34 protein-coding genes are annotated in these 20,349 nt (G+C 34.1%); all 34 read left to right on the top strand.

Going from position 1 to position 20,349, the window contains the following annotated elements; all coding sequences use genetic code 11:
- Positions 1 to 3: 3 nt before the first annotated feature.
- Complete coding sequence (gene rpsJ, locus NAT47_RS09995; RefSeq protein WP_009779180.1) at positions 4 to 309, top strand: 30S ribosomal protein S10; 306 nt, start codon at positions 4 to 6, stop codon at positions 307 to 309.
- A gap of 234 nt (positions 310 to 543) precedes the next feature.
- Positions 544 to 1,161: a 50S ribosomal protein L3 gene (rplC, locus tag NAT47_RS09990; RefSeq protein ID WP_250582361.1), complete on the top strand. Its 618-nt coding sequence runs from the start codon at positions 544 to 546 to the stop codon at positions 1,159 to 1,161.
- The gene (gene rplD / locus NAT47_RS09985) at positions 1,161 to 1,790 is read left to right on the top strand and encodes a 50S ribosomal protein L4 (protein WP_250582359.1); all 630 of its coding nucleotides are present in this window, start codon (positions 1,161 to 1,163) and stop codon (positions 1,788 to 1,790) included. Before rplC ends, rplD begins: the two co-directional genes overlap by 1 nt.
- A 7-nt stretch (positions 1,791 to 1,797) precedes the next feature.
- A complete protein-coding gene (gene rplW, locus NAT47_RS09980) occupies positions 1,798 to 2,088 on the top strand; it encodes a 50S ribosomal protein L23 (protein ID WP_231842252.1) in 291 nt (96 codons plus the stop codon).
- A 6-nt stretch (positions 2,089 to 2,094) separates the two neighbouring features.
- A complete protein-coding gene (rplB, locus tag NAT47_RS09975) occupies positions 2,095 to 2,919 on the top strand; it encodes a 50S ribosomal protein L2 (protein WP_250582357.1) in 825 nt (274 codons plus the stop codon).
- Positions 2,920 to 2,929: 10 nt separating this feature from the next.
- Positions 2,930 to 3,208, top strand: a complete 279-nt coding sequence (gene rpsS / locus NAT47_RS09970; RefSeq protein WP_073583326.1) for a 30S ribosomal protein S19 — start codon at positions 2,930 to 2,932, stop codon at positions 3,206 to 3,208.
- 9 nt (positions 3,209 to 3,217) lie between these two features.
- Positions 3,218 to 3,628 (top strand): 50S ribosomal protein L22, encoded by a 411-nt coding sequence (gene rplV / locus NAT47_RS09965; protein WP_250582355.1) that lies wholly within the window; start codon positions 3,218 to 3,220, stop codon positions 3,626 to 3,628.
- Positions 3,629 to 3,636: 8 nt separating this feature from the next.
- Positions 3,637 to 4,368 carry a 30S ribosomal protein S3 gene (gene rpsC, locus NAT47_RS09960; RefSeq protein WP_231842250.1) on the top strand — a complete coding sequence of 244 codons (732 nt, stop codon included), beginning with the start codon at positions 3,637 to 3,639 and terminating at the stop codon, positions 4,366 to 4,368.
- 19 nt (positions 4,369 to 4,387) lie between these two features.
- Complete coding sequence (gene rplP / locus NAT47_RS09955; RefSeq protein WP_231836122.1) at positions 4,388 to 4,807, top strand: 50S ribosomal protein L16; 420 nt, start codon at positions 4,388 to 4,390, stop codon at positions 4,805 to 4,807.
- 12 nt (positions 4,808 to 4,819) lie between these two features.
- Entirely contained in the window at positions 4,820 to 5,011 is a 192-nt protein-coding gene (rpmC, locus tag NAT47_RS09950) for a 50S ribosomal protein L29 (protein WP_073583320.1), read from the top strand.
- Positions 5,012 to 5,029: 18 nt separating this feature from the next.
- Entirely contained in the window at positions 5,030 to 5,287 is a 258-nt protein-coding gene (rpsQ, locus tag NAT47_RS09945) for a 30S ribosomal protein S17 (RefSeq protein WP_026725636.1), read from the top strand.
- A gap of 2 nt (positions 5,288 to 5,289) precedes the next feature.
- Positions 5,290 to 5,658: a 50S ribosomal protein L14 gene (gene rplN, locus NAT47_RS09940; RefSeq protein WP_007803649.1), complete on the top strand. Its 369-nt coding sequence runs from the start codon at positions 5,290 to 5,292 to the stop codon at positions 5,656 to 5,658.
- An 11-nt stretch (positions 5,659 to 5,669) separates the two neighbouring features.
- Positions 5,670 to 5,984, top strand: coding sequence for a 50S ribosomal protein L24 (gene rplX / locus NAT47_RS09935; protein WP_250582353.1), 315 nt, complete (start codon positions 5,670 to 5,672; stop codon positions 5,982 to 5,984).
- A gap of 2 nt (positions 5,985 to 5,986) precedes the next feature.
- A complete protein-coding gene (gene rplE / locus NAT47_RS09930) occupies positions 5,987 to 6,538 on the top strand; it encodes a 50S ribosomal protein L5 (RefSeq protein WP_250582351.1) in 552 nt (183 codons plus the stop codon).
- Positions 6,539 to 6,541: 3 nt separating this feature from the next.
- Positions 6,542 to 6,811 carry a 30S ribosomal protein S14 gene (gene rpsN / locus NAT47_RS09925; RefSeq protein ID WP_014387709.1) on the top strand — a complete coding sequence of 90 codons (270 nt, stop codon included), beginning with the start codon at positions 6,542 to 6,544 and terminating at the stop codon, positions 6,809 to 6,811.
- 105 nt (positions 6,812 to 6,916) lie between these two features.
- Positions 6,917 to 7,315: a 30S ribosomal protein S8 gene (gene rpsH / locus NAT47_RS09920; protein ID WP_250582349.1), complete on the top strand. Its 399-nt coding sequence runs from the start codon at positions 6,917 to 6,919 to the stop codon at positions 7,313 to 7,315.
- A 15-nt stretch (positions 7,316 to 7,330) separates the two neighbouring features.
- Positions 7,331 to 7,873, top strand: a complete 543-nt coding sequence (gene rplF / locus NAT47_RS09915) for a 50S ribosomal protein L6 (RefSeq protein ID WP_250582347.1) — start codon at positions 7,331 to 7,333, stop codon at positions 7,871 to 7,873.
- An 11-nt stretch (positions 7,874 to 7,884) separates the two neighbouring features.
- Complete coding sequence (gene rplR, locus NAT47_RS09910) at positions 7,885 to 8,235, top strand: 50S ribosomal protein L18 (RefSeq protein WP_231836126.1); 351 nt, start codon at positions 7,885 to 7,887, stop codon at positions 8,233 to 8,235.
- 8 nt (positions 8,236 to 8,243) lie between these two features.
- Positions 8,244 to 8,768, top strand: a complete 525-nt coding sequence (gene rpsE / locus NAT47_RS09905; protein ID WP_035693159.1) for a 30S ribosomal protein S5 — start codon at positions 8,244 to 8,246, stop codon at positions 8,766 to 8,768.
- Positions 8,769 to 8,781: 13 nt separating this feature from the next.
- Positions 8,782 to 8,964 (top strand): 50S ribosomal protein L30, encoded by a 183-nt coding sequence (gene rpmD / locus NAT47_RS09900; RefSeq protein ID WP_111566953.1) that lies wholly within the window; start codon positions 8,782 to 8,784, stop codon positions 8,962 to 8,964.
- A gap of 12 nt (positions 8,965 to 8,976) precedes the next feature.
- Positions 8,977 to 9,429, top strand: coding sequence for a 50S ribosomal protein L15 (rplO, locus tag NAT47_RS09895; RefSeq protein ID WP_073583310.1), 453 nt, complete (start codon positions 8,977 to 8,979; stop codon positions 9,427 to 9,429).
- A gap of 12 nt (positions 9,430 to 9,441) precedes the next feature.
- A complete protein-coding gene (gene secY / locus NAT47_RS09890; RefSeq protein ID WP_250582344.1) occupies positions 9,442 to 10,785 on the top strand; it encodes a preprotein translocase subunit SecY in 1,344 nt (447 codons plus the stop codon).
- 5 nt (positions 10,786 to 10,790) lie between these two features.
- Positions 10,791 to 11,006, top strand: a complete 216-nt coding sequence (infA, locus tag NAT47_RS09885; RefSeq protein WP_026725626.1) for a translation initiation factor IF-1 — start codon at positions 10,791 to 10,793, stop codon at positions 11,004 to 11,006.
- A 10-nt stretch (positions 11,007 to 11,016) separates the two neighbouring features.
- Positions 11,017 to 11,133 (top strand): type B 50S ribosomal protein L36, encoded by a 117-nt coding sequence (gene ykgO, locus NAT47_RS09880; RefSeq protein ID WP_002987490.1) that lies wholly within the window; start codon positions 11,017 to 11,019, stop codon positions 11,131 to 11,133.
- 2 nt (positions 11,134 to 11,135) lie between these two features.
- Positions 11,136 to 11,510 (top strand): 30S ribosomal protein S13, encoded by a 375-nt coding sequence (rpsM, locus tag NAT47_RS09875; protein ID WP_073583306.1) that lies wholly within the window; start codon positions 11,136 to 11,138, stop codon positions 11,508 to 11,510.
- Positions 11,511 to 11,521: 11 nt separating this feature from the next.
- Positions 11,522 to 11,905, top strand: a complete 384-nt coding sequence (gene rpsK / locus NAT47_RS09870) for a 30S ribosomal protein S11 (RefSeq protein WP_008254446.1) — start codon at positions 11,522 to 11,524, stop codon at positions 11,903 to 11,905.
- Positions 11,906 to 11,989: 84 nt separating this feature from the next.
- A complete protein-coding gene (gene rpsD, locus NAT47_RS09865; protein ID WP_231842243.1) occupies positions 11,990 to 12,595 on the top strand; it encodes a 30S ribosomal protein S4 in 606 nt (201 codons plus the stop codon).
- A gap of 20 nt (positions 12,596 to 12,615) precedes the next feature.
- Complete coding sequence (locus NAT47_RS09860) at positions 12,616 to 13,608, top strand: DNA-directed RNA polymerase subunit alpha (RefSeq protein WP_194095178.1); 993 nt, start codon at positions 12,616 to 12,618, stop codon at positions 13,606 to 13,608.
- Positions 13,609 to 13,670: 62 nt separating this feature from the next.
- On the top strand, positions 13,671 to 14,156 hold the full coding sequence (gene rplQ, locus NAT47_RS09855; RefSeq protein WP_250582342.1) for a 50S ribosomal protein L17: 486 nt from the start codon (positions 13,671 to 13,673) through the stop codon (positions 14,154 to 14,156).
- A gap of 133 nt (positions 14,157 to 14,289) precedes the next feature.
- Positions 14,290 to 15,399, top strand: coding sequence for a glutamine-hydrolyzing carbamoyl-phosphate synthase small subunit (gene carA / locus NAT47_RS09850; protein ID WP_250582340.1), 1,110 nt, complete (start codon positions 14,290 to 14,292; stop codon positions 15,397 to 15,399).
- A gap of 99 nt (positions 15,400 to 15,498) precedes the next feature.
- Positions 15,499 to 16,794 (top strand): phosphopyruvate hydratase, encoded by a 1,296-nt coding sequence (eno, locus tag NAT47_RS09845; protein WP_250582338.1) that lies wholly within the window; start codon positions 15,499 to 15,501, stop codon positions 16,792 to 16,794.
- A 163-nt stretch (positions 16,795 to 16,957) separates the two neighbouring features.
- Positions 16,958 to 18,241: a citrate synthase gene (locus NAT47_RS09840; RefSeq protein ID WP_250582336.1), complete on the top strand. Its 1,284-nt coding sequence runs from the start codon at positions 16,958 to 16,960 to the stop codon at positions 18,239 to 18,241.
- Between the two features lie 119 nt (positions 18,242 to 18,360).
- Positions 18,361 to 19,275 (top strand): dimethylarginine dimethylaminohydrolase family protein, encoded by a 915-nt coding sequence (locus tag NAT47_RS09835; protein WP_250582334.1) that lies wholly within the window; start codon positions 18,361 to 18,363, stop codon positions 19,273 to 19,275.
- Between the two features lie 53 nt (positions 19,276 to 19,328).
- Positions 19,329 to 20,264: a citrulline utilization hydrolase CtlX gene (ctlX, locus tag NAT47_RS09830; protein WP_250582332.1), complete on the top strand. Its 936-nt coding sequence runs from the start codon at positions 19,329 to 19,331 to the stop codon at positions 20,262 to 20,264.
- Positions 20,265 to 20,349 lie beyond the last annotated feature (85 nt).

Raw genomic sequence — 20,349 nt, 5'->3', positions numbered from 1 at the left:
GAGATGAGTCAAAAAATCAGAATAAAATTAAAATCATACGATCATAACTTAGTAGATAAATCTGCTGAGAAAATCGTTAAGACTGTAAAAAGTACAGGTGCTGTGGTAACGGGTCCTATTCCATTACCTACTCACAAAAAGATTTTTACTGTATTACGTTCTCCACACGTTAACAAAAAATCAAGAGAGCAATTCGAATTAAGTTCTTATAAGAGATTGTTAGATATCTACAGTTCTTCTTCTAAAACAATCGATGCTTTAATGAAATTAGAGTTACCTTCTGGAGTTGAAGTAGAAATTAAAGTGTGATAAACACCATTGCAAAAAAGCAATGATTAATAAAAAAACCGTTAATGTGAAAGCATTACGGTTTTTTTCTTATCATTTTTAGTGAGTAAAATCTTCTTTTTTTAATGAAATTTTACTTAACTATTTATTTTTGCGATAATTAAAAAATAATTTATATATTTGCACCCTCAAAATGAGTAGTGTGCAAGTACTATTTGTATTATAAATAAGAGTTTAATTAATAATTAGTTTAATATGTCTGGGTTAATCGGAAGAAAAATTGGCATGACTAGCATTTTTGATGAGAACGGGAAAAATATTCCTTGTACTGTAATCGAGTGTGGTCCATGTGTTGTTACCCAAGTCAGAACCAAAGAAGTAGATGGCTATGAAGCTATACAATTAGGTTTCGATGACAAAACTGAAAAGCATACAATTAAAGCAGAGTTAGGTCACTTTAAGAAAGCTGGAACAGTTGCGAAAAAGAAAGTAGTTGAATTCAAAGGTTTTGAAACGGAGTACAAATTAGGCGATATCATCGCTGTTGACTTATTCGCTGAAGGTGAATTTGTTGATGTTGTTGGAGTTTCTAAAGGAAAAGGATTCCAAGGGGTTGTTAAACGTCATGGTTTTGGCGGAGTTGGTCAGTCAACTCACGGTCAGCACAACCGTTTAAGAGCGCCGGGTTCTGTTGGAGCTTCATCTTATCCGTCAAGAGTATTCAAAGGAATGCGTATGGCAGGTAGAATGGGAGGAGAAAATGTAACAGTACAAAACCTTAGAGTTTTAAAAGTAGTTGCTGAAAAGAACTTGCTTTTAGTTAAAGGAGCGATTCCTGGACACAAAAACTCTTATGTAATCGTTCAGAAGTAATGGAAGTAAAAGTTTTAGATATCAACGGAAAAGAAACTGGAAGAAAAGTTCAACTTTCTGATTCAGTTTTCGCAATTGAGCCAAACAAACATGCGGTTTACTTAGATGTAAAACAATATTTGGCTAATCAAAGACAAGGTACCCACAAAGCTAAAGAAAGAGCTGAGGTTGCAGGAAGTACTCGTAAAATCAAAAAACAAAAAGGAACTGGTACTGCTCGTGCAGGATCTGCAAAGAGTCCGGTTTTCAAAGGTGGGGGTACTATTTTTGGACCTAGACCAAGAAGTTATTCTTTCAAATTAAATAAAAACTTAAAAAGATTAGCTAGAAAATCGGCTTTATCTTTAAAAGTAAATGAGTCTAATTTGTTAGTGGTAGAAGATTTTACATTTGATACACCAAGCACTAAAAATTTCATTAACGTATTGAAAGCTTTAGGGTTAGAGAACAAAAAATCATTATTTGTGTTGGGTGATACAAATAAAAATGTATATTTGTCGTCACGCAATTTAAAAGCGTCTAGTGTTGTAACCGCTTCAGAATTAAGTACTTATGCAATTTTAAATGCAAAAAGTTTAGTTCTTTTAGAAGGTGCTGTAGACGGAATTGAAGCTAATTTAAGTAAATAATAAGATTATGAGTATCATAATTAAGCCTATTATAACTGAAAAAATAACTAAAGATGGTGAAATTTTTAACCGTTTTGGTTTTGTAGTTGCTAAAAATGCGAATAAAATTCAAATCAAAAATGCTATCGAAGCTGCTTATGGTGTGAATGTAGTTGCAGTTAATACAATGAATTACAGAGCTGATAGAAGTGTTAAATACACCAAAAGTGGATTAATCAGTGGTAAAACAAATGCTTATAAAAAAGCAGTTGTTCAAGTACAAGAGGGAGAAACAATAGATTTTTATACTAATATCTAATAGAAAATGTCAGTTAGAAAATTAAAACCTATTACCCCGGGTCAGCGTTTTAGAGTTGTTAATAGCTTTGACACTATTACAACTGATAAGCCGGAGCGTTCATTAATCGCACCGAAAAAAAACTCAGGAGGTAGAAATAGTCAAGGAAAGATGACCATGCGTTACACAGGCGGTGGTCACAAACAAAAGTATCGTATCATCGATTTTAAAAGAGCTAAAGCTGGAATTCCAGCTACAGTGAAAACTATCGAGTATGATCCAAATCGTTCAGCTTTTATTTCATTATTAGTGTATGCTGATGGAGCTAAAACTTATGTTATTGCTCAAAATGGATTACAAGTTGGACAAACTGTAGTTTCAGGTGTTGATGCTGCTCCAGAAATTGGAAATGCAATGCCTTTAAGTAAAATTCCTCTAGGAACTGTAATTTCGTGTATCGAATTAAGACCAGGTCAAGGAGCTGTAATCGCTCGTTCAGCAGGAACTTTCGCTCAGTTAATGGCAAGAGATGGAAAATATGCTACAATTAAAATGCCTTCTGGAGAAACAAGATTAATCTTGTTGACTTGTATGGCAACAATCGGAGCAGTTTCTAACTCAGACCACCAATTAATCGTATCAGGTAAGGCTGGTAGATCAAGATGGTTAGGTAGAAGACCAAGAACAAGACCAGTAGCAATGAACCCAGTTGATCACCCAATGGGAGGTGGTGAAGGACGTTCTTCAGGAGGTCACCCACGTTCAAGAAAAGGTTTACCTGCTAAAGGTTATAGAACTCGTTCTAAAGTTAACCCGAGTAATAAGTATATTGTAGAACGTAGAAAGAAATAATTAGATAGACATGGCACGTTCATTAAAAAAAGGACCATTCGTTCACTATAAATTAGAGAAGAAAGTTCAAGAAAATATCGCAGGTGGTAACAAAGGTGTTGTAAAGACTTGGTCTAGAGCATCTATGATTACTCCAGATTTTGTTGGGCAAACTATCGCAGTTCACAATGGTCGTCAATTTGTTCCAGTATACGTTACTGAGAACATGGTAGGACACAAATTAGGAGAGTTTTCACCAACAAGATCTTTTAGAGGTCATGCTGGGGCTAAAAATAAAGGTAAAAAATAATAGGAAGCTATGGGAGTTCGTAAAAGAGAAAGAGCAGAGCAGACTAAAGTGGCTAAAGCACAAGTGGCTTTTGCTAAATTAAATAACTGCCCTACTTCGCCTAGAAAAATGCGTTTAGTTGCAGATTTAGTTAGAGGTCAGAAAGTAGAAATGGCTCTTAATATATTAAGATTTAGTCAAAAAGAAGCTTCAAGAAAATTAGAGAAATTGTTGTTATCAGCAATTAATAATTATCAGCAAAAAAATGCTGATGCTAATTTAGAAGAAGCTGGCTTATTTGTAAAAACGATTACTGTAGATGGTGGAATGATGTTAAAAAGACTTCGTCCAGCTCCACAAGGTCGTGCACACAGAATTAGAAAGCGTTCTAACCACGTAACAATCGTGTTAGGATCAAATAATAACACACAAAGCAATTAATAAACAGTATGGGACAAAAGACAAATCCAATCGGAAATAGACTTGGTATCATCAGAGGATGGGACTCAAACTGGTATGGAGGAAATGATTACGGTGATAAAATCGCTGAAGATGCTAAAATCCGTAAGTACATCCATGCACGTTTATCAAAAGCTAGTGTATCTAAAATAATTATCGAGAGAACTTTAAAACTTGTAACCGTTACTATCACTACTGCTAGACCTGGTATCATTATCGGAAAAGGTGGTCAAGAGGTAGACAAGTTAAAAGAAGAACTTAAGAAAATTACTGACAAAGAAGTTCAAATCAACATCTTTGAAATCAAAAGACCTGAGTTAGATGCTTACTTAGTGGCAACTTCTATCGCTCGTCAAATTGAAAGCAGAATCTCTTACAGAAGAGCTATTAAAATGGCTATCGCGGCTGCAATGAGAATGAATGCTGAAGGTATCAAAGTTATGATTTCTGGACGTTTAAATGGTGCTGAAATGGCACGTTCTGAACACTTCAAAGAAGGTAGAATTCCTTTGTCAACTTTCAGAGCTGATATTGATTATTCATTAGCTGAAGCGCATACTACTTATGGTAGAATGGGTATCAAAGTATGGATAATGAAAGGTGAGGTTTATGGAAAAAGAGATCTTTCTCCGTTAGTTGGTATGGACAAAAAACAGTCTAAATCATCAGGATCATCTGCTCCAAAAAGAGACGGTAAACCAAACGCACGCAAAAGAAAGTAATTATTTAAACTAAAGAAAAATGTTACAGCCTAAAAGAACAAAATACCGTAAGGTACAGAAAGGTAGAATGAAAGGCGTTTCTCAAAGAGGACACGAGCTTTCTAACGGAATGTTTGGTATCAAATCTTTAGATTCTGCATTTATTACTTCTCGTCAAATTGAAGCAGCTCGTATCGCAGCAACACGTTTCATGAAGAGAGAGGGTCAATTATGGATCAAAATATTTCCAGATAAGCCTATTACAAAGAAACCATTAGAAGTACGTATGGGTAAAGGTAAAGGTGCAGTTGAATATTGGGCTGCAGTTGTTAAACCTGGTAAAATTATGTTTGAAGTTGGAGGAGTGCCTCTATCTGTAGCTAAAGAAGCATTACGCTTAGCAGCTCAAAAACTTCCTGTTAAAACTAAGTTTATCGTTGCTAGAGATTTCGAAGCATAATCAAAATTTATTATGAAACAATCAGAAATTAAAAATCTATCTGCAGCTGAGTTACAAGAACAACTTAGTCAGTTAAAGAAAACGTATACCGACCTAAAAAATGCTCATGCAATATCTCCAATTCAAAATCCTCTTCAGTTAAGAACTTTAAGAAGATCAGTTGCGAGATTACACACAGAGTTAACTAAAAGAGAGTTACAATAATTGTACACTAGCTGAAAGATGGAAAAAAGAAATTTAAGAAAAGAGAGAATTGGTGTAGTGACTTCAAACAAAATGGAGAAATCTATTGTTGTGTCACAAACTACAAAAGTGAAACACCCATTATACGGTAAGTTCGTGTTAAAAACTAAAAAATACGTTGCACACGACGAAACAAACGATTGTAACATTGGAGATACTGTAAGAATTATGGAAACACGTCCATTAAGTAAATCTAAATGTTGGAGATTAGTTGAAATCATTGAAAGAGCGAAGTAATTATGGTACAACAAGAGTCAAGATTAAAAGTAGCAGATAACACAGGAGCGAAAGAAGTTCTTACGATCCGTGTTTTAGGAGGAACGAAACGTCGTTATGCCTCTGTTGGTGACAAAATTGTAGTTTCAATTAAAGATGCAACTCCAAACGGAAACGTTAAAAAAGGAGCAGTATCTACTGCAGTAGTTGTACGTACCAAAAAAGAAGTGAGAAGAGCTGATGGATCTTACATCCGTTTTGACGATAACGCATGTGTATTGTTAAACGCTGCAGGAGAAATGAGAGGAACTCGTGTTTTTGGTCCGGTTGCCAGAGAACTTCGTGAAAAACAATTCATGAAAATTGTATCATTAGCACCTGAAGTGCTTTAATTCTTATACAAATGATAAAGCTAAAAATTAAATCAGGAGATATCGTAAGAGTTATTGCTGGAGACCACAAAGGTTCTGAAGGTAAAGTTCTTAGAGTTCTTCGTGAGAAAAACAAAGCGGTTGTTGAAGGAGTTAACATGGTTTCGAAACATACTAAACCAAGTGCTAAAAACCCTCAAGGTGGAATCGTTAAGAAAGAAGCTCCTATTCATGTGTCTAACTTGTCTTTAATTGATCCTAAGTCAAAAGAAGTGACTAAAGTTGGTTTTAAACAAGATGGAGACAAGAAAGTGAGATTTTCAAAAAAATCTAATCAAGTACTATAGTTATGGCATATATTCCTAGACTAAAAGAAGAATATAAGAGTAGAGTTATTGCTGCTCTTAAAGAAGAGTTCGGTTACAAAAATGTAATGCAAGTTCCTAAACTTGAAAAAATTGTTGTTAGCCGTGGAGTTGGTGCAGCTGTATCTGATAAAAAATTAGTAGATTACGCTGTTGAAGAATTAACAAAAATTACTGGACAAAAAGCAGTTGCTACTATTTCTAAAAAAGACGTTGCTTCTTTCAAATTAAGAAAAGGTATGCCAATTGGTGCTAAAGTAACGTTACGTGGAGAAAGAATGTATGAATTCTTAGATAGATTGATTACTTCATCTTTACCACGTGTTAGAGACTTCAGCGGCATCAAATCTACTGGATTTGATGGTAGAGGGAACTACAATTTAGGAGTGTTAGAACAAATCATTTTCCCAGAAATTGATATTGATAAAGTAAATAAAATTGCTGGTTTTGATATTACTTTTGTAACTTCTGCTGAAACAGACAAAGAAGCAAAAGCATTATTAGCGGAATTAGGATTACCTTTTAAAAAGAATTAAGACATGGCTAAAGAATCAATGAAAGCCCGTGAGGTGAAAAGAATTGCATTAGTAGAAAAGTATGCTGAGAAAAGAAAAGCTTTAAAAGAAGCTGGTGATTTCGAAGGTTTACAAAAATTACCAAAAAATTCTTGTCCAGTTAGAGTACACAATCGTTGTAAATTAACAGGTAGACCAAGAGGGTATATGCGTCAGTTTGGTATTTCTCGTGTAACATTCCGTGAAATGGCAAATCAAGGATTAATTCCAGGTGTAAAAAAAGCATCTTGGTAATTCCAAAAAAAGTTATTACTTTTGCAATCCAAAAAATAAGTTTAATTGGTTAAAGGTTCAATCCGCTGAGGGCGGATTGAAAACCATAACCGTAATTTTATACATATGTATACAGATCCAATTGCCGATTATCTAACTCGTGTTAGAAATGCAGTAAGAGCTAATCACAAAGTGGTTGAAATTCCTGCTTCTAATATGAAGAAAGAAATCACAAAGATTTTATTCGATCAAGGGTTTATCTTAAGTTACAAATTTGACGATTCTACTGTTCAAGGTACAATCAAAATTGCACTTAAATATGATAAAGACACGAAAGAGTCTGTAATTAAAGATATCCAAAGAATTAGTAAACCAGGTTTACGTAAATATGCTAGTTCATCAGACTTGCCAAGAATCTTAAATGGTTTAGGTATTGCTATTGTTTCTACATCAAAAGGATTGATGACAGGAAAACAAGCTAAGCAATTAAATGTTGGTGGAGAGGTAATTTGTTACGTATATTAATAAAAAGACGAGACAATGTCAAGAATAGGTAAAAATCCAATTGCAATTCCAGCTGGAGTAACTGTAGAGGTTAAAGATGCTGTAATTACAGTAAAAGGAAAATTAGGCGAGCTTACTCAAGAATTTTCTGATGTAACCGTTAAAATCGAAGATAACCAAGTTATCGTTGAACGTTCATCTGATTACAAAACTGAGAGAGCGAAACACGGACTTTATCGTTCATTAATCAACAACATGATTGTTGGTGTTTCTGAAGGTTTTACAAAAGAATTAGAATTAGTTGGAGTTGGATACAGAGCTTCTAATCAAGGACAAAAACTTGATTTAGCTTTAGGTTTCTCTCACAACATCGTTCTAGAAGTTGTAAAAGAGGTTACTGTTGAAACAGTATCAGAAAAAGGTAAAAATCCGATAGTGAAATTATCTTCATTCGACAAACAATTATTAGGTCAAGTAGCTGCGAAGATCAGAGGTTTCCGCAAACCTGAGCCATATAAAGGAAAAGGAGTTAAGTTTGTAGGAGAAGAACTAAGAAGAAAAGCAGGTAAATCAGCTTAAAAATTAAGACTATGTCATTAACAAAATCTGAAAGAAGACAAAGAATTAAGTTCAGAATCAGAAAGATTGTAAGCGGAACTGCTGCTCAACCAAGACTTTCTGTATTCAGAAGTAATAAAGAAATCTATGCGCAAATCATAGATGACGTAAATGGTACTACTTTGGTAGCAGCTTCATCAAGAGATAAAGGTGTTGCTCAAGGTACTGCTGTAGAAACTGCAAAAGCAGTTGGTAAATTAGTTGCTGAAAAAGCTCTTAAAGCTGGTATCACTACTATCTCTTTTGATAGAGGAGGGTATTTATACCATGGACGTGTGAAATCATTAGCTGAAGGTGCTAGAGAAGCTGGACTTAAATTCTAAGAAAAATTATGTATCATAATTATAAAAACGTAGAGATTGTAAAACCAGGAGGTCTTGAATTAAAAGATCGTTTGGTGAGTGTAAATCGTGTTACTAAAGTTACTAAAGGAGGTAGAGCATTTGGTTTCTCTGCTATCGTAGTAGTTGGTGATGAAAACGGAGTAGTGGGTCATGGATTAGGAAAATCTAAAGATGTTTCTGAAGCAATCGCTAAAGCGGTGGAAGATGCTAAGAAAAACTTAGTTAGAATTCCTCTTCAAGGTCAGTCTGTTCCTCATGAGCAAAAAGGTAAATTTGGTGGTGCTAGAGTATTCTTAATGCCTGCTTCTCACGGTACTGGAGTTATTGCTGGTGGTGCTGTTCGTGCGGTATTGGAGTCTGTAGGTGTTCACGATGTATTATCTAAATCGCAAGGTTCATCTAACCCTCACAATGTGGTAAAAGCAACTTTTGATGCTTTATTACAAATGAGAAGTGCTGCTACTGTGGCTAAACAAAGAGGAGTATCTTTAGAAAAAGTATTCAAAGGTTAATTAACAGGAAATCATGGCAAAATTAAAAGTAAAACAAGTAAGAAGTAAAATCAATTGTCCTCTTGATCAAAAGAGAACTTTGGAAGCTTTAGGTCTTCGTAAAATGGGACAAGTTGTTGAGCATGATGCAAATCCTGCTATCCTTGGAATGGTAAATAAAGTTAAACACTTAGTTTCTGTTGAAGAAACTAAATAACACTATACAGTTATGAATTTAAGTAACTTACAACCAGCTGAAGGTTCAGTTCACAACCAAAATAAAAGAGTAGGTAGAGGAGAAGGTTCTGGTAAAGGTGGTACTGCTGCACGTGGTCACAAAGGAGCTAAGTCTCGTTCTGGATACTCTAAGAAAATTGGTTTTGAAGGAGGTCAAATGCCACTTCAAAGACGTGTTCCTAAGTTTGGTTTCAAGAACATCAATAGAGTAGAATATCAAGGTATTAATCTTGATTCGTTACAATTATTAGTAGATAACGGTGTAGTAACTGATACAGTAGATTTTTCTGTATTTGTAGATACGCGTTTAGCTACAAAAAATAGCTTAGTAAAGATTTTAGGAAGAGGTGAGCTAAAAACAAAACTTAAAGTAAGTGCTCACAAATTTACTGCATCTGCAAAAGCGGCTATCGAGGCTGCTGGTGGGGAAGCTGTAACTTTATAATCCTTTAGTAAAATGAAGAAATTTATAGATTCATTCATCAACGTTTGGAAAATCGAAGAGTTAAAAAATCGTATTTTATTAACTCTTGGATTATTATTAGTGTACCGTTTTGGTGCGCAAGTTACCCTTCCGGGGATTGATGCTACTAAATTGACAAATCTTACAAACCAAACTGATGAAGGTATCGGATGGTTAATCAATGTATTTACAGGAGGTGCGTTTTCGCAAGCTTCTGTATTTGCATTAGGTATCATGCCATATATATCAGCTTCCATCGTAGTTCAATTAATGGGAATTGCGGTGCCATATTTACAAAAATTACAAAAAGATGGTGAAAGTGGTAGAAAGAAAATTAACCAAATTACAAGATGGTTAACGATCTTAATTACTTTAGTTCAAGGACCAGGTTATATTTATAACTTGTATAGAACTTTACCTGGTGAAGCATTCATGTTAACTGGTCCAACTTTCATATACTCTTCAGTTCTTATTTTAGTAACTGGAACTATTTTTGCAATGTGGTTAGGAGAAAAAATTACTGATAAAGGTATTGGTAATGGTATCTCTTTATTGATAATGGTAGGTATTATTGCAAGAATGCCACAAGCATTTATTCAAGAGTTTTCATCTAGAACTTCTCAGGCAAATGGAGGAGTTATGATGATAGTAATTGAATTAATACTTTGGTTCTTAGTGATAATTTCATGTATTTTATTAGTAATGGCTGTAAGAAAAATTCCAGTGCAGTATGCAAGACGTACCGTGACTGGGGATTTTGAAGAAGACATGATGGGTGGTAACAGACAGTTTATCCCATTAAAACTTAATGCGTCAGGTGTTATGCCTATCATTTTTGCTCAAGCTATTATGTTTATTCCTGCTGCTGTCTCTGGTTTGGCAAAAGAATCAGATACTGCGCTATCTATTGCAGGAATGTTCAACGATCCATTTGGTTTAGTATATAATATTGTTTTTGCTTTGTTAATCGTAATTTTTACGTACTTTTACACCGCAATTACAGTGCCAACTAATAAGATGGCTGATGATTTAAAAAGAAGTGGAGGTTTCATACCAGGTGTTAAGCCAGGTGTTGAAACTGGAGATTACCTAGATAAAATTATGTCTTTAATTACTTTTCCAGGTTCATTATTTCTTGCTTTAGTAGCTGTGTTCCCAGCTATTGCAGTAAGTTTACTTGGAGTACAAGGTGCTTGGGGTTATTTTTATGGAGGTACTTCTTTACTAATCATGGTTGGAGTTGCAATTGATACTATTCAGCAAATAAATTCTTATTTATTGAATAAACACTATGATGGTTTGATGAAAAGTGGTAAAAATAGAAAAGCAGTAGCTTAATTTTTATGGCAAAACAATCAGCAATAGAACAAGACGGAACAATTATTGAAGCATTGTCAAATGCTATGTTTCGTGTAGAATTAGAAAACGGGCACGTTGTAATTGCTCATATCTCTGGTAAAATGCGTATGCATTATATTAAGTTGTTACCAGGTGACAAGGTTAAACTTGAAATGAGTCCTTACGATTTGTCTAAAGCAAGAATTACTTATAGATACTAAAGCTATTAAAATGAAAGTAAGAGCATCAGTTAAAAAGAGAAGTGCCGAGTGCATTATTGTACGTAGAAAAGGAAGATTATACGTTATTAACAAAAAGAATCCTAGATTTAAACAAAGACAAGGATAATTATGGCAAGAATTGCAGGGGTAGATATACCTAAACAAAAAAGAGGAATCATTGCTTTAACATACATTTTTGGTATTGGTAAAAGCAGAGCTAAAGATATTTTAGCTAAAGCTCAAGTGAGCGAAGACAAGAAAGTTCAAGATTGGAATGATGACGAGATCGGAGCGATCCGTGATGCGGTATCATACTACAAAATTGAAGGTGAATTGCGTTCAGAAGTTCAATTAAACATCAAACGTTTAATGGATATCGGATGTCAAAGAGGTATTCGTCATAGAGCTGGACTTCCATTAAGAGGTCAAAGAACTAAAAACAACTCTAGAACTAGAAAAGGTAAGAGAAAAACTGTTGCTAACAAGAAAAAAGCAACTAAATAATAAGTAATAATATGGCTAAAGCAACTGCAAAAAAACGTAAAGTTATCGTTGAATCTTCGGGAGAAGCACATATTAATGCTACTTTTAACAACATCATCATTTCTTTGACAAACAAGAAAGGTGAAGTAATTTCTTGGTCTTCAGCTGGTAAAATGGGCTTTAGAGGTTCTAAAAAGAATACTCCTTATGCAGCTCAAATGGCAGCAGAAGATTGTAGTAAAGTAGCTCTTGAAGCTGGACTTAAAAAAGTTAAAGTTTATGTGAAAGGTCCAGGAAATGGTAGAGAATCTGCTATTAGATCAATCCATAACTCAGGAGTTGAAGTTACAGAAATCATTGATGTAACTCCAATGCCTCACAACGGATGTCGTCCTCCGAAAAGAAGAAGAGTATAATTTAAGTATAACACGGGTAGGTTTAAAATTATCGAAGGATATAAGACCTGAATTCATAATTCCTACCTTTTTTAATTTTTTAAAATGGCAAGATATACTGGTCCAAAAACAAAAATTGCTCGTAAATTTGGCGAAGCAATCTTCGGAGATGATAAAGCCTTCGAAAAAAGAAATTACCCTCCAGGGCAACATGGTTTAGCTAAAAAGAGAGGTAAAAAATCTGAATACGCTGTTCAGTTAATGGAAAAGCAAAAAGCTAAATATACTTATGGTATTTTAGAAAAACAATTCAGAAACTTATTCAAAAAAGCATCTGCTGCTTCTGGAGTAACAGGTGAAATTTTATTACAACTATGTGAAGCTCGTTTAGATAACGTAGTTTACAGAATGGGTATCGCTCCTTCTCGTAGAGCTGCTCGTCAAATTGTATCTCACAGACACATCACTGTTAATGGTGAAGTGGTTAACGTTCCTTCTTACCACTTAAAAGCGGGTGATAAAGTTGCTGTACGAGAAAAATCAAAATCTCTTGAAGCTATTGACCGTTCTTTAGCTGCGTCTTCTCATGTTTATGAGTGGATTACTTGGAATAACGATACTAAAGAAGGTACTTTTGTTTCTGTACCTCAAAGACTTCAAATTCCAGAAAATATTAAAGAACAACTAATCGTTGAGTTGTATAACAAATAATAATTGACATTAGTCGAAATATGGCAATATTTAATTTTCAAAAGCCCGATAAAGTTATCATGATCGATTCTACAGATTTCGAAGGTAAATTTGAATTTAGACCTTTGGAACCTGGTTACGGATTGACTGTTGGTAATGCACTTAGAAGAGTTTTGCTTTCTTCTCTTGAAGGATATGCAATTACATCAGTAAGAATTGAAGGTGTAGAACATGAGTTCTCTACAATTTCTGGTGTTGTTGAAGATGTTACAGAAATTATTTTAAATCTTAAACAAGTACGTTTTAAACGTCAAATTGAAGATATTGATAATGAATCTGTTTCTATCTCTCTTTCGGGGAAAGACAAGATTACTGCAGGTGATTTTCAAAAATTCATCTCTGGTTTTCAAGTTTTAAATCCAGATTTAGTTATCTGTAATTTAGATAGTAAAACAGCTATCAATATGGAACTTTCTATCGAAAAAGGTAGAGGATACGTTCCTGCTGAAGAGAACAAAAAGTCAAATGCTCCAATAGGGACTATTTTTACAGATTCTATTTACACTCCAGTAAAGAATGTAAAATATGCTATTGAAAATTTCCGTGTGGAACAAAAAACAGACTACGAAAAACTAGTTTTTGAAATCATTACAGATGGTTCTATCCATCCTAAAGATGCATTAACTGAAGCTGCTAAGACGTTAATCCACCACTTTATGTTGTTCTCTGACGAAAGAATTACTCTTGAGGCAGATGAAATAGCTCAAACTGAGTCTTACGATGAAGAATCTCTTCACATGAGACAGTTATTGAAAACTAAATTAGTTGATATGGACTTATCTGTTAGAGCATTAAATTGTTTAAAAGCGGCTGAAGTTGATACATTAGGTGATTTAGTATCTTTCAACAAGAACGACTTAATGAAGTTCCGTAATTTTGGTAAAAAATCATTAACTGAATTAGACGAGTTAGTGGCAAATAAAAACCTTACATTCGGAATGGACTTAACTAAATATAAGTTAGATAAAGAATAATTGCTTCATATTTTGCGCTCCTTAAATGGATTGATGCAAGATGAAGATTAATAATAGACGTCATGAGACACGGAAAAAAAAATAATCATTTAAGTAGACAAACAGGACATAGAAAAGCTATGTTAGCTAATATGGCTTGTTCGTTAATAGAGCATAAACGTATTAATACTACTGTTGCTAAAGCAAAAGCTTTAAAACAATTTATTGAACCATTAGTAACAAAATCAAAAGAAGATACAACTCACAATCGTCGTATTTGTTTCTCTTATTTAAGAGATAAATATGCAGTTACCGAATTGTTCAGAGAAGTTGCTGCTAAAGTAGGTGACCGTCCAGGAGGATACACTCGTATCATCAAGTTAGGTAATCGTTTAGGAGATAACGCTGACATGGCAATGATTGAGTTAGTAGATTTCAATACATTGTATAATGGTGGTAAAAAAGAAGTTAAGAAAACGACTCGTCGTGGTAGAGCTAAGAAAACAGAAAGCACTTCTTCTGAAGCTCCTGCTACTGAAACTTCTGAAAATACTGAAGCTACAGAATAATCATTATGATTTTCATGTAAAAATAATAAGGATAAACTTTTTTAAGTTTATCCTTTTTTTTTGGTTTTACGAATCATAGATTTTCTTAAAACAACTTTTATAACTAAATTTGCATCCGCAACAACACAACACAATGAAATATAACAATCGCTCAAAGGCCGTTTTACTTCTTAAAGACGGTACCATTTTTCATGGAAAATCAATCGGAATTGAAGGAGTAACTTTTGGTGAAGTCGCTTTTAATACTGGTACCACAGGTTATCAAGAAATTTTTACTGATCCTTCTTATTTTGGACAAATCATGGTTACGACTAATGCGCATATAGGAAATTATGGGGTTAATTCAAATGAAGTTGAGTCAGACTCAGTGAAAATTTCGGGATTGGTTTGTAAAAATTTCAGCTTTAATTATTCTCGTGTAGATGCTTCTGAGAGTTTGTTTGACTACTTAAAAAAACAAAATCTTATCGTAATTTCAGATGTAGATACAAGAGCTTTAGTAAGTTATATCAGGGATAACGGAGCTATGAATGCTGTTATTTGTACTGATGACACTCCATTAGAAGAATTAAAAGAAAGATTAGCTCAGGTACCTGATATGAACGGTTTGGAATTGGCTTCAAAAGTTTCTACCAAAGAGCCATATTTCTTTGGCGAAGAAACAGCAAAGTATAAAATTTCAGTATTAGATTTAGGAATCAAAACTAATATTCTTAGAAACTTTGCCAAGAGAGATTGCTATATTAAAGTTTTTCCATACAACGCATCATTTGAAGATTTGAAATCTTTTAATCCTGATGGTTATTTCTTATCCAACGGACCTGGTGACCCAGAACCTTTACAATCTGCTCAAGAAGTAGCAAGACAAATTCTTAAAGAAAATAAACCTTTATTCGGAATTTGTTTAGGACACCAAATTATTGGCTTAGCGAATGGAATTTCAACTTATAAAATGTTTAATGGTCATCGTGGAATTAATCACCCAGTTAAAAATGTGATTACAGGAAATGGTGAAATTACTTCTCAAAATCACGGTTTTGCCATTGTAAGAGAAGAATTAGATAAGCATCCTGATTTCGAATTAACACATGAACATTTGAATGATGGAACGGTAGCAGGAATGCGAATGAAATCGAAAAACTGTTTCTCAGTTCAATACCACCCAGAAGCAAGTCCTGGACCACACGATTCAAGTTATTTATTTGACCAATTTATCGAAAATATAAAATCTGCAGCTAACTAAAACGTTATCGTTTATAAGTTTTCTGAGTTTTTTAATATCATTATAGTTTAAATTATAAATTTGTTATTATTCAATAAATAACAACTTAAAAAAAATAAAATGAGTATAATTATCAAAGTTCACGCAAGACAAATTTTAGATTCGCGTGGAAACCCAACAATCGAAGTTGATGTAGTTACAGATAACGGAATTTTAGGAAGAGCAGCTGTGCCAAGCGGTGCTTCAACCGGAGAACATGAAGCAGTTGAACTTCGTGATGGCGGAAAAGCTTTCATGGGAAAAGGGGTTCTAAAAGCAGCTGAAAATGTAAATACAAAAATTGCTGAAGCCATTGTAGGAATGTCGGTTTTCGAACAAAATTTAATCGACAAAATGATGATTGATTTAGATGGTACTGCTAACAAATCTAACTTAGGTGCTAATGCTATTTTAGGGGTTTCTTTGGCTGTAGCGAAAGCTGCTTCTAATGAATTAGGTATGCCGTTATATCGTTATGTTGGAGGGGTTTCTGCGAATACGCTACCAGTTCCCATGATGAACATTATCAATGGTGGTTCACATTCAGATGCTCCAATTGCTTTTCAAGAGTTTATGATTATGCCTGTGAAAGCAAAAGATTTCACGCATGCCATGCAAATGGGAACTGAAATTTTCCATAACTTGAAAAAAGTATTACACGATAGAAATTTATCTACAGCAGTAGGTGATGAAGGCGGATTTGCTCCAAATTTAGCTGGCGGTACTGAAGATGCTTTGGATTCAATCAAATTAGCGGTAACTAATGCAGGTTATACTTTTGGCGATGATGTAATGATTGCTCTAGATTGTGCAGCTTCTGAATTTTATGTAAACGGAAAATATGATTACACTAAATTTGAAGGTGAAACTGGAAAAATCAGAACTTCTGAAGAGCAAGCTTCTTACTTAGCAGAATTAACTGAAAAATATCCTATTATTTCTATCGAAGACGGAATGTATGAAGACGATTGGGAAGGTTGGAAATTGTTAACTGAAAAAATCGGAGATAAAGTACAATTAGTCGGTGACGATTTATTCGTAACTAATGTAGAAAGATTATCTCGTGGAATTAGTCAGTCTATTGCGAATTCTATTTTGATTAAAGTAAACCAAATTGGAACTTTAACCGAGACAATTGCAGCCGTGAACATGGCGCATAATGCAGGATATACTTCAGTAATGTCACATCGTTCTGGAGAAACAGAAGATAACACGATTGCAGATTTAGCAGTTGCTTTGAACTGTGGACAAATCAAAACAGGTTCTGCTTCTCGTTCAGATCGTATGTCAAAATATAACCAATTATTACGAATTCAAGAAGAATTAGCAGATGTAGCTTATTTTCCAGGTGTAAATGCTTTTAAAGTAAAAAAATAATCACTTTTTGATATCTTTTTAAATCCTGTTGTAGTACTTTGCAGCAGGATTTTTCATGTATATTATTTAACCATAAATTATAGATATTTTCTTTATTGTTTGATTATTATTTGTTAAATTCGCAATTCACATTAATTTTATTATAAAATACCATATAAATAATATGTCAAAAACTGCAATATTAGAGCTTGATGGCAAAAAGTATGAGTTCCCTGTAATCGTAGGAACTGAGAATGAGATTGCTATCGACATAGACAAGTTGCGTAGTGCATCTGGTGCTATTACTATTGATCCGGGTTATAAAAATTCAGGATCTTGTATGAGTGAAATTACGTTCTTAGATGGTGAAGAAGGAATTTTACGTTACAGAGGATATGCTATTGAAGATTTAGCTGACAAAGCGAACTTCCTAGAAGTTTCTTATTTGTTAATTTTTGGAGAGTTGCCAACAGCTGCTCAATTAACAAAGTTTGAGAACGATATCCGTAAATACACTTTAGTTAATGAGGAAATGAAAAACATCATCGATGGTTTCCCTAAAACAGCTCACCCAATGGGCGTCTTAGCTTCATTAACAAGTGCTCTGACAGCTTTCAATCCTAAATCTGTAAATCCTCATAATGAAAAAGAAATGTATGAGGCTGTTTGTAAAACTATGGGTAAATTCTTAGTAATTGCAACATGGACTTACAGAAAAACAATGGGATATCCTTTAAATTATTATGATAATACAAAAGGATATGTTGAGAACTTCATGCGTTTGATGTTTGAATTACCAACAGGGCCCTACAAAGCGGACGCAAAAGTTATTGAAGCTTTAGATAAATTATTTATCTTACACGCAGATCATGAACAAAACTGTTCTACTTCTACAGTAAGAATCGTAGGTTCTTCACATGCTGGTTTATTTGCTTCAATTTCTGCAGGTGTTTCTGCTCTTTGGGGACCACTTCACGGTGGAGCTAACCAAGCGGTTTTAGAAATGTTACAAGAAATTCATGATAATGGAGGTGATGTTGCGAAATACGTTTTAAAAGCAAAAGATAAAGACGATCCATTCCGTTTAATGGGGTTCGGACACCGTGTTTATAAAAACTTTGATCCTAGAGCCACAATCATTAAAAAAGCTGCTGATGATGTATTAACTGCTTTAGGTGTTGATGATCCATTATTGGATATTGCAAAACAATTAGAAAAAGTAGCATTAGAAGATGAATATTTCAAATCAAGAAACTTGTATCCAAACGTAGATTTCTATTCAGGTATTATATATCGCGCTATGGGGATTCCAGTTGAAATGTTTACGGTTTTATTTGCAATTGGTCGTTTACCAGGTTGGATTGCACAATGGAAAGAGATGAGAATCAACAAAGAGCCTATTGGTCGTCCAAGACAAGTATATACAGGATATGCATTACGTCCTTTCAAAGAAATGAAAGATAGATAAAAATTAAAACCCATCTGAATGATGGGTTTTTTTATGCAAGAAATCTAATGGTTTATTTCTTCTCATTTCCGTATATTTGCCTAATACCATAAACCAAATAATGCTAAACAAACAAGCTTATGCTAAAATTAAATATAAAAAACGAAACCTCTCGGTTGAGGGCCGTGGTGTTAGGAACCGCTGTAAGTAACGGTCCAACACCTACAATCGAAGAAGCCTATGATCCAAAATCATTAGAGCATATTAAAGCCGGAACCTATCCAATAGAAGAAGATATGGTAAAGGAAATGGAAGCATTTAATAAAGTATTTCAGAAATACGACGTTAAAGTCTTCAGACCTCAAATTATTGAAAATTACAACCAAATTTTCGCTAGAGACATCGGATTTGTTATCGATGACATTTTTATCAAAGCCAATATTTTACCAGACAGAGAACGTGAATTGGACGCTATCCAATATGTGATTGATCAAATTGATCCAAAGAAAGTAGTGCGTCCACCAGAAGAAGTACATATTGAAGGTGGCGATGTAATGCCTTGGAATGAGTATATTTTTATCGGAACATATAAAGGTTCGGATTATAAAGATTATATCACTGCAAGAACCAACATGCAAGGTGTGAATTATATTAAAGAATTATTTCCAAATAAAATTGTGAAAGCATTCGACTTAGTAAAATCGAAAATTGAACCACGTGATAACGCTTTGCATTTAGATTGTTGTTTTCAACCGGTTGGAACCAACAAAGGAATCATCTACAAAAGTGGTTTCCGTGAAGAAGCTGATTATATGTTTTTAGTGAATTTATTCGGAAGAGAAAATCTATTTCACATCGAAAGAGAAGAAATGTATCACATGAATTCCAACGTGTTTTCTATTGCTCCTGATGTAGTAGTTTCCGAAAAAAACTTCTCAAGATTAAACAATTGGTTGCGAGAAAACGGATTTACAGTAGAAGAAATTCCCTACGCAGAAATTGCCAAACAAGAAGGTTTGTTGAGATGCTCAACTTTGCCTTTGATTAGAGATTAACAACTTTGTTTCAAGTTACAATACCTAAAACTTGAAACCTAAAACAAAACAACATGAACCAAACAACTAACTCTATATTGATGATTCGTCCGGTAGCATTCCGAATGAACGAACAAACAGCGGTGAATAATTATTACCAAAAAGTATTGGATAATTTAACTCCGGAATCAGTAAATGCTAAGGCTCAAGAAGAGTTTGATACTTTTGTGCAAAAACTTAAAATGATTGGTTTAAATGTAGTGGTAGTTGAAGATACGTTAAGTCCAGATACGCCAGATAGTATTTTTCCAAACAATTGGATTTCATTTCATGAAAATGGAGATGTTGTGTTATATCCCATGTTTGCCGAAAACCGTCGTTTAGAAAGGAGAGAAGATATTTTAGATACTTTAGAAGAAAAAGGATTTGTAATCAATGAGATTATGGATTACACTTCGGCTGAAGAAGATAATATTTTCTTGGAAGGAACCGGAAGTATTGTTTTAGATAGAGCTAACGGGAAAGCCTATTGTGCTTTATCTCCAAGAGCTGACGAAGAATTATTTATCGAATTTTGTGAAGATTTTGAATTTACACCCGTAATTTTTGAAGCCTTCCAAACCGTAAATGGAGAGAGAAAACACATTTATCACACGAATGTAATTATGTGTGTGGGTGAGACTTTTGCAGTTATTTGTGCCGATTGTATTGACGATAAAAAAGAACGTAAAATGGTATTAGATAGCTTAAAAGGCGATGAAAAAGAAGTAATTCTTATTACCGAAGACCAAGTAAATAATTTTGCCGGAAATATGTTAGAGGTAAAAGGAAACGATGATAGAAGATATTTAATCATGAGCGCCTCAGCACATCAAAGTTTGACTAAAAAGCAAATTTCGCAATTAGAAGAACATGTAACGATTGTTAGTTCAAGTTTAGATACAATTGAAGCTTGCGGTGGTGGAAGCGCGCGTTGTATGATGGCGGAAATTTTCTTGCCAAGAGAATAATTTTAACTTCATTTAAAGTGATGTTAAAATTTAAAATCCCAAATTTAGATTGAATTCTCAATTTGGGATTTTCTTCTTTCATCTT

This window comes from Flavobacterium fragile, assembly GCF_023634865.1.
Classification (GTDB): domain Bacteria; phylum Bacteroidota; class Bacteroidia; order Flavobacteriales; family Flavobacteriaceae; genus Flavobacterium; species Flavobacterium fragile.
This window is presented reverse-complemented; position numbering and strand designations above follow the sequence as displayed.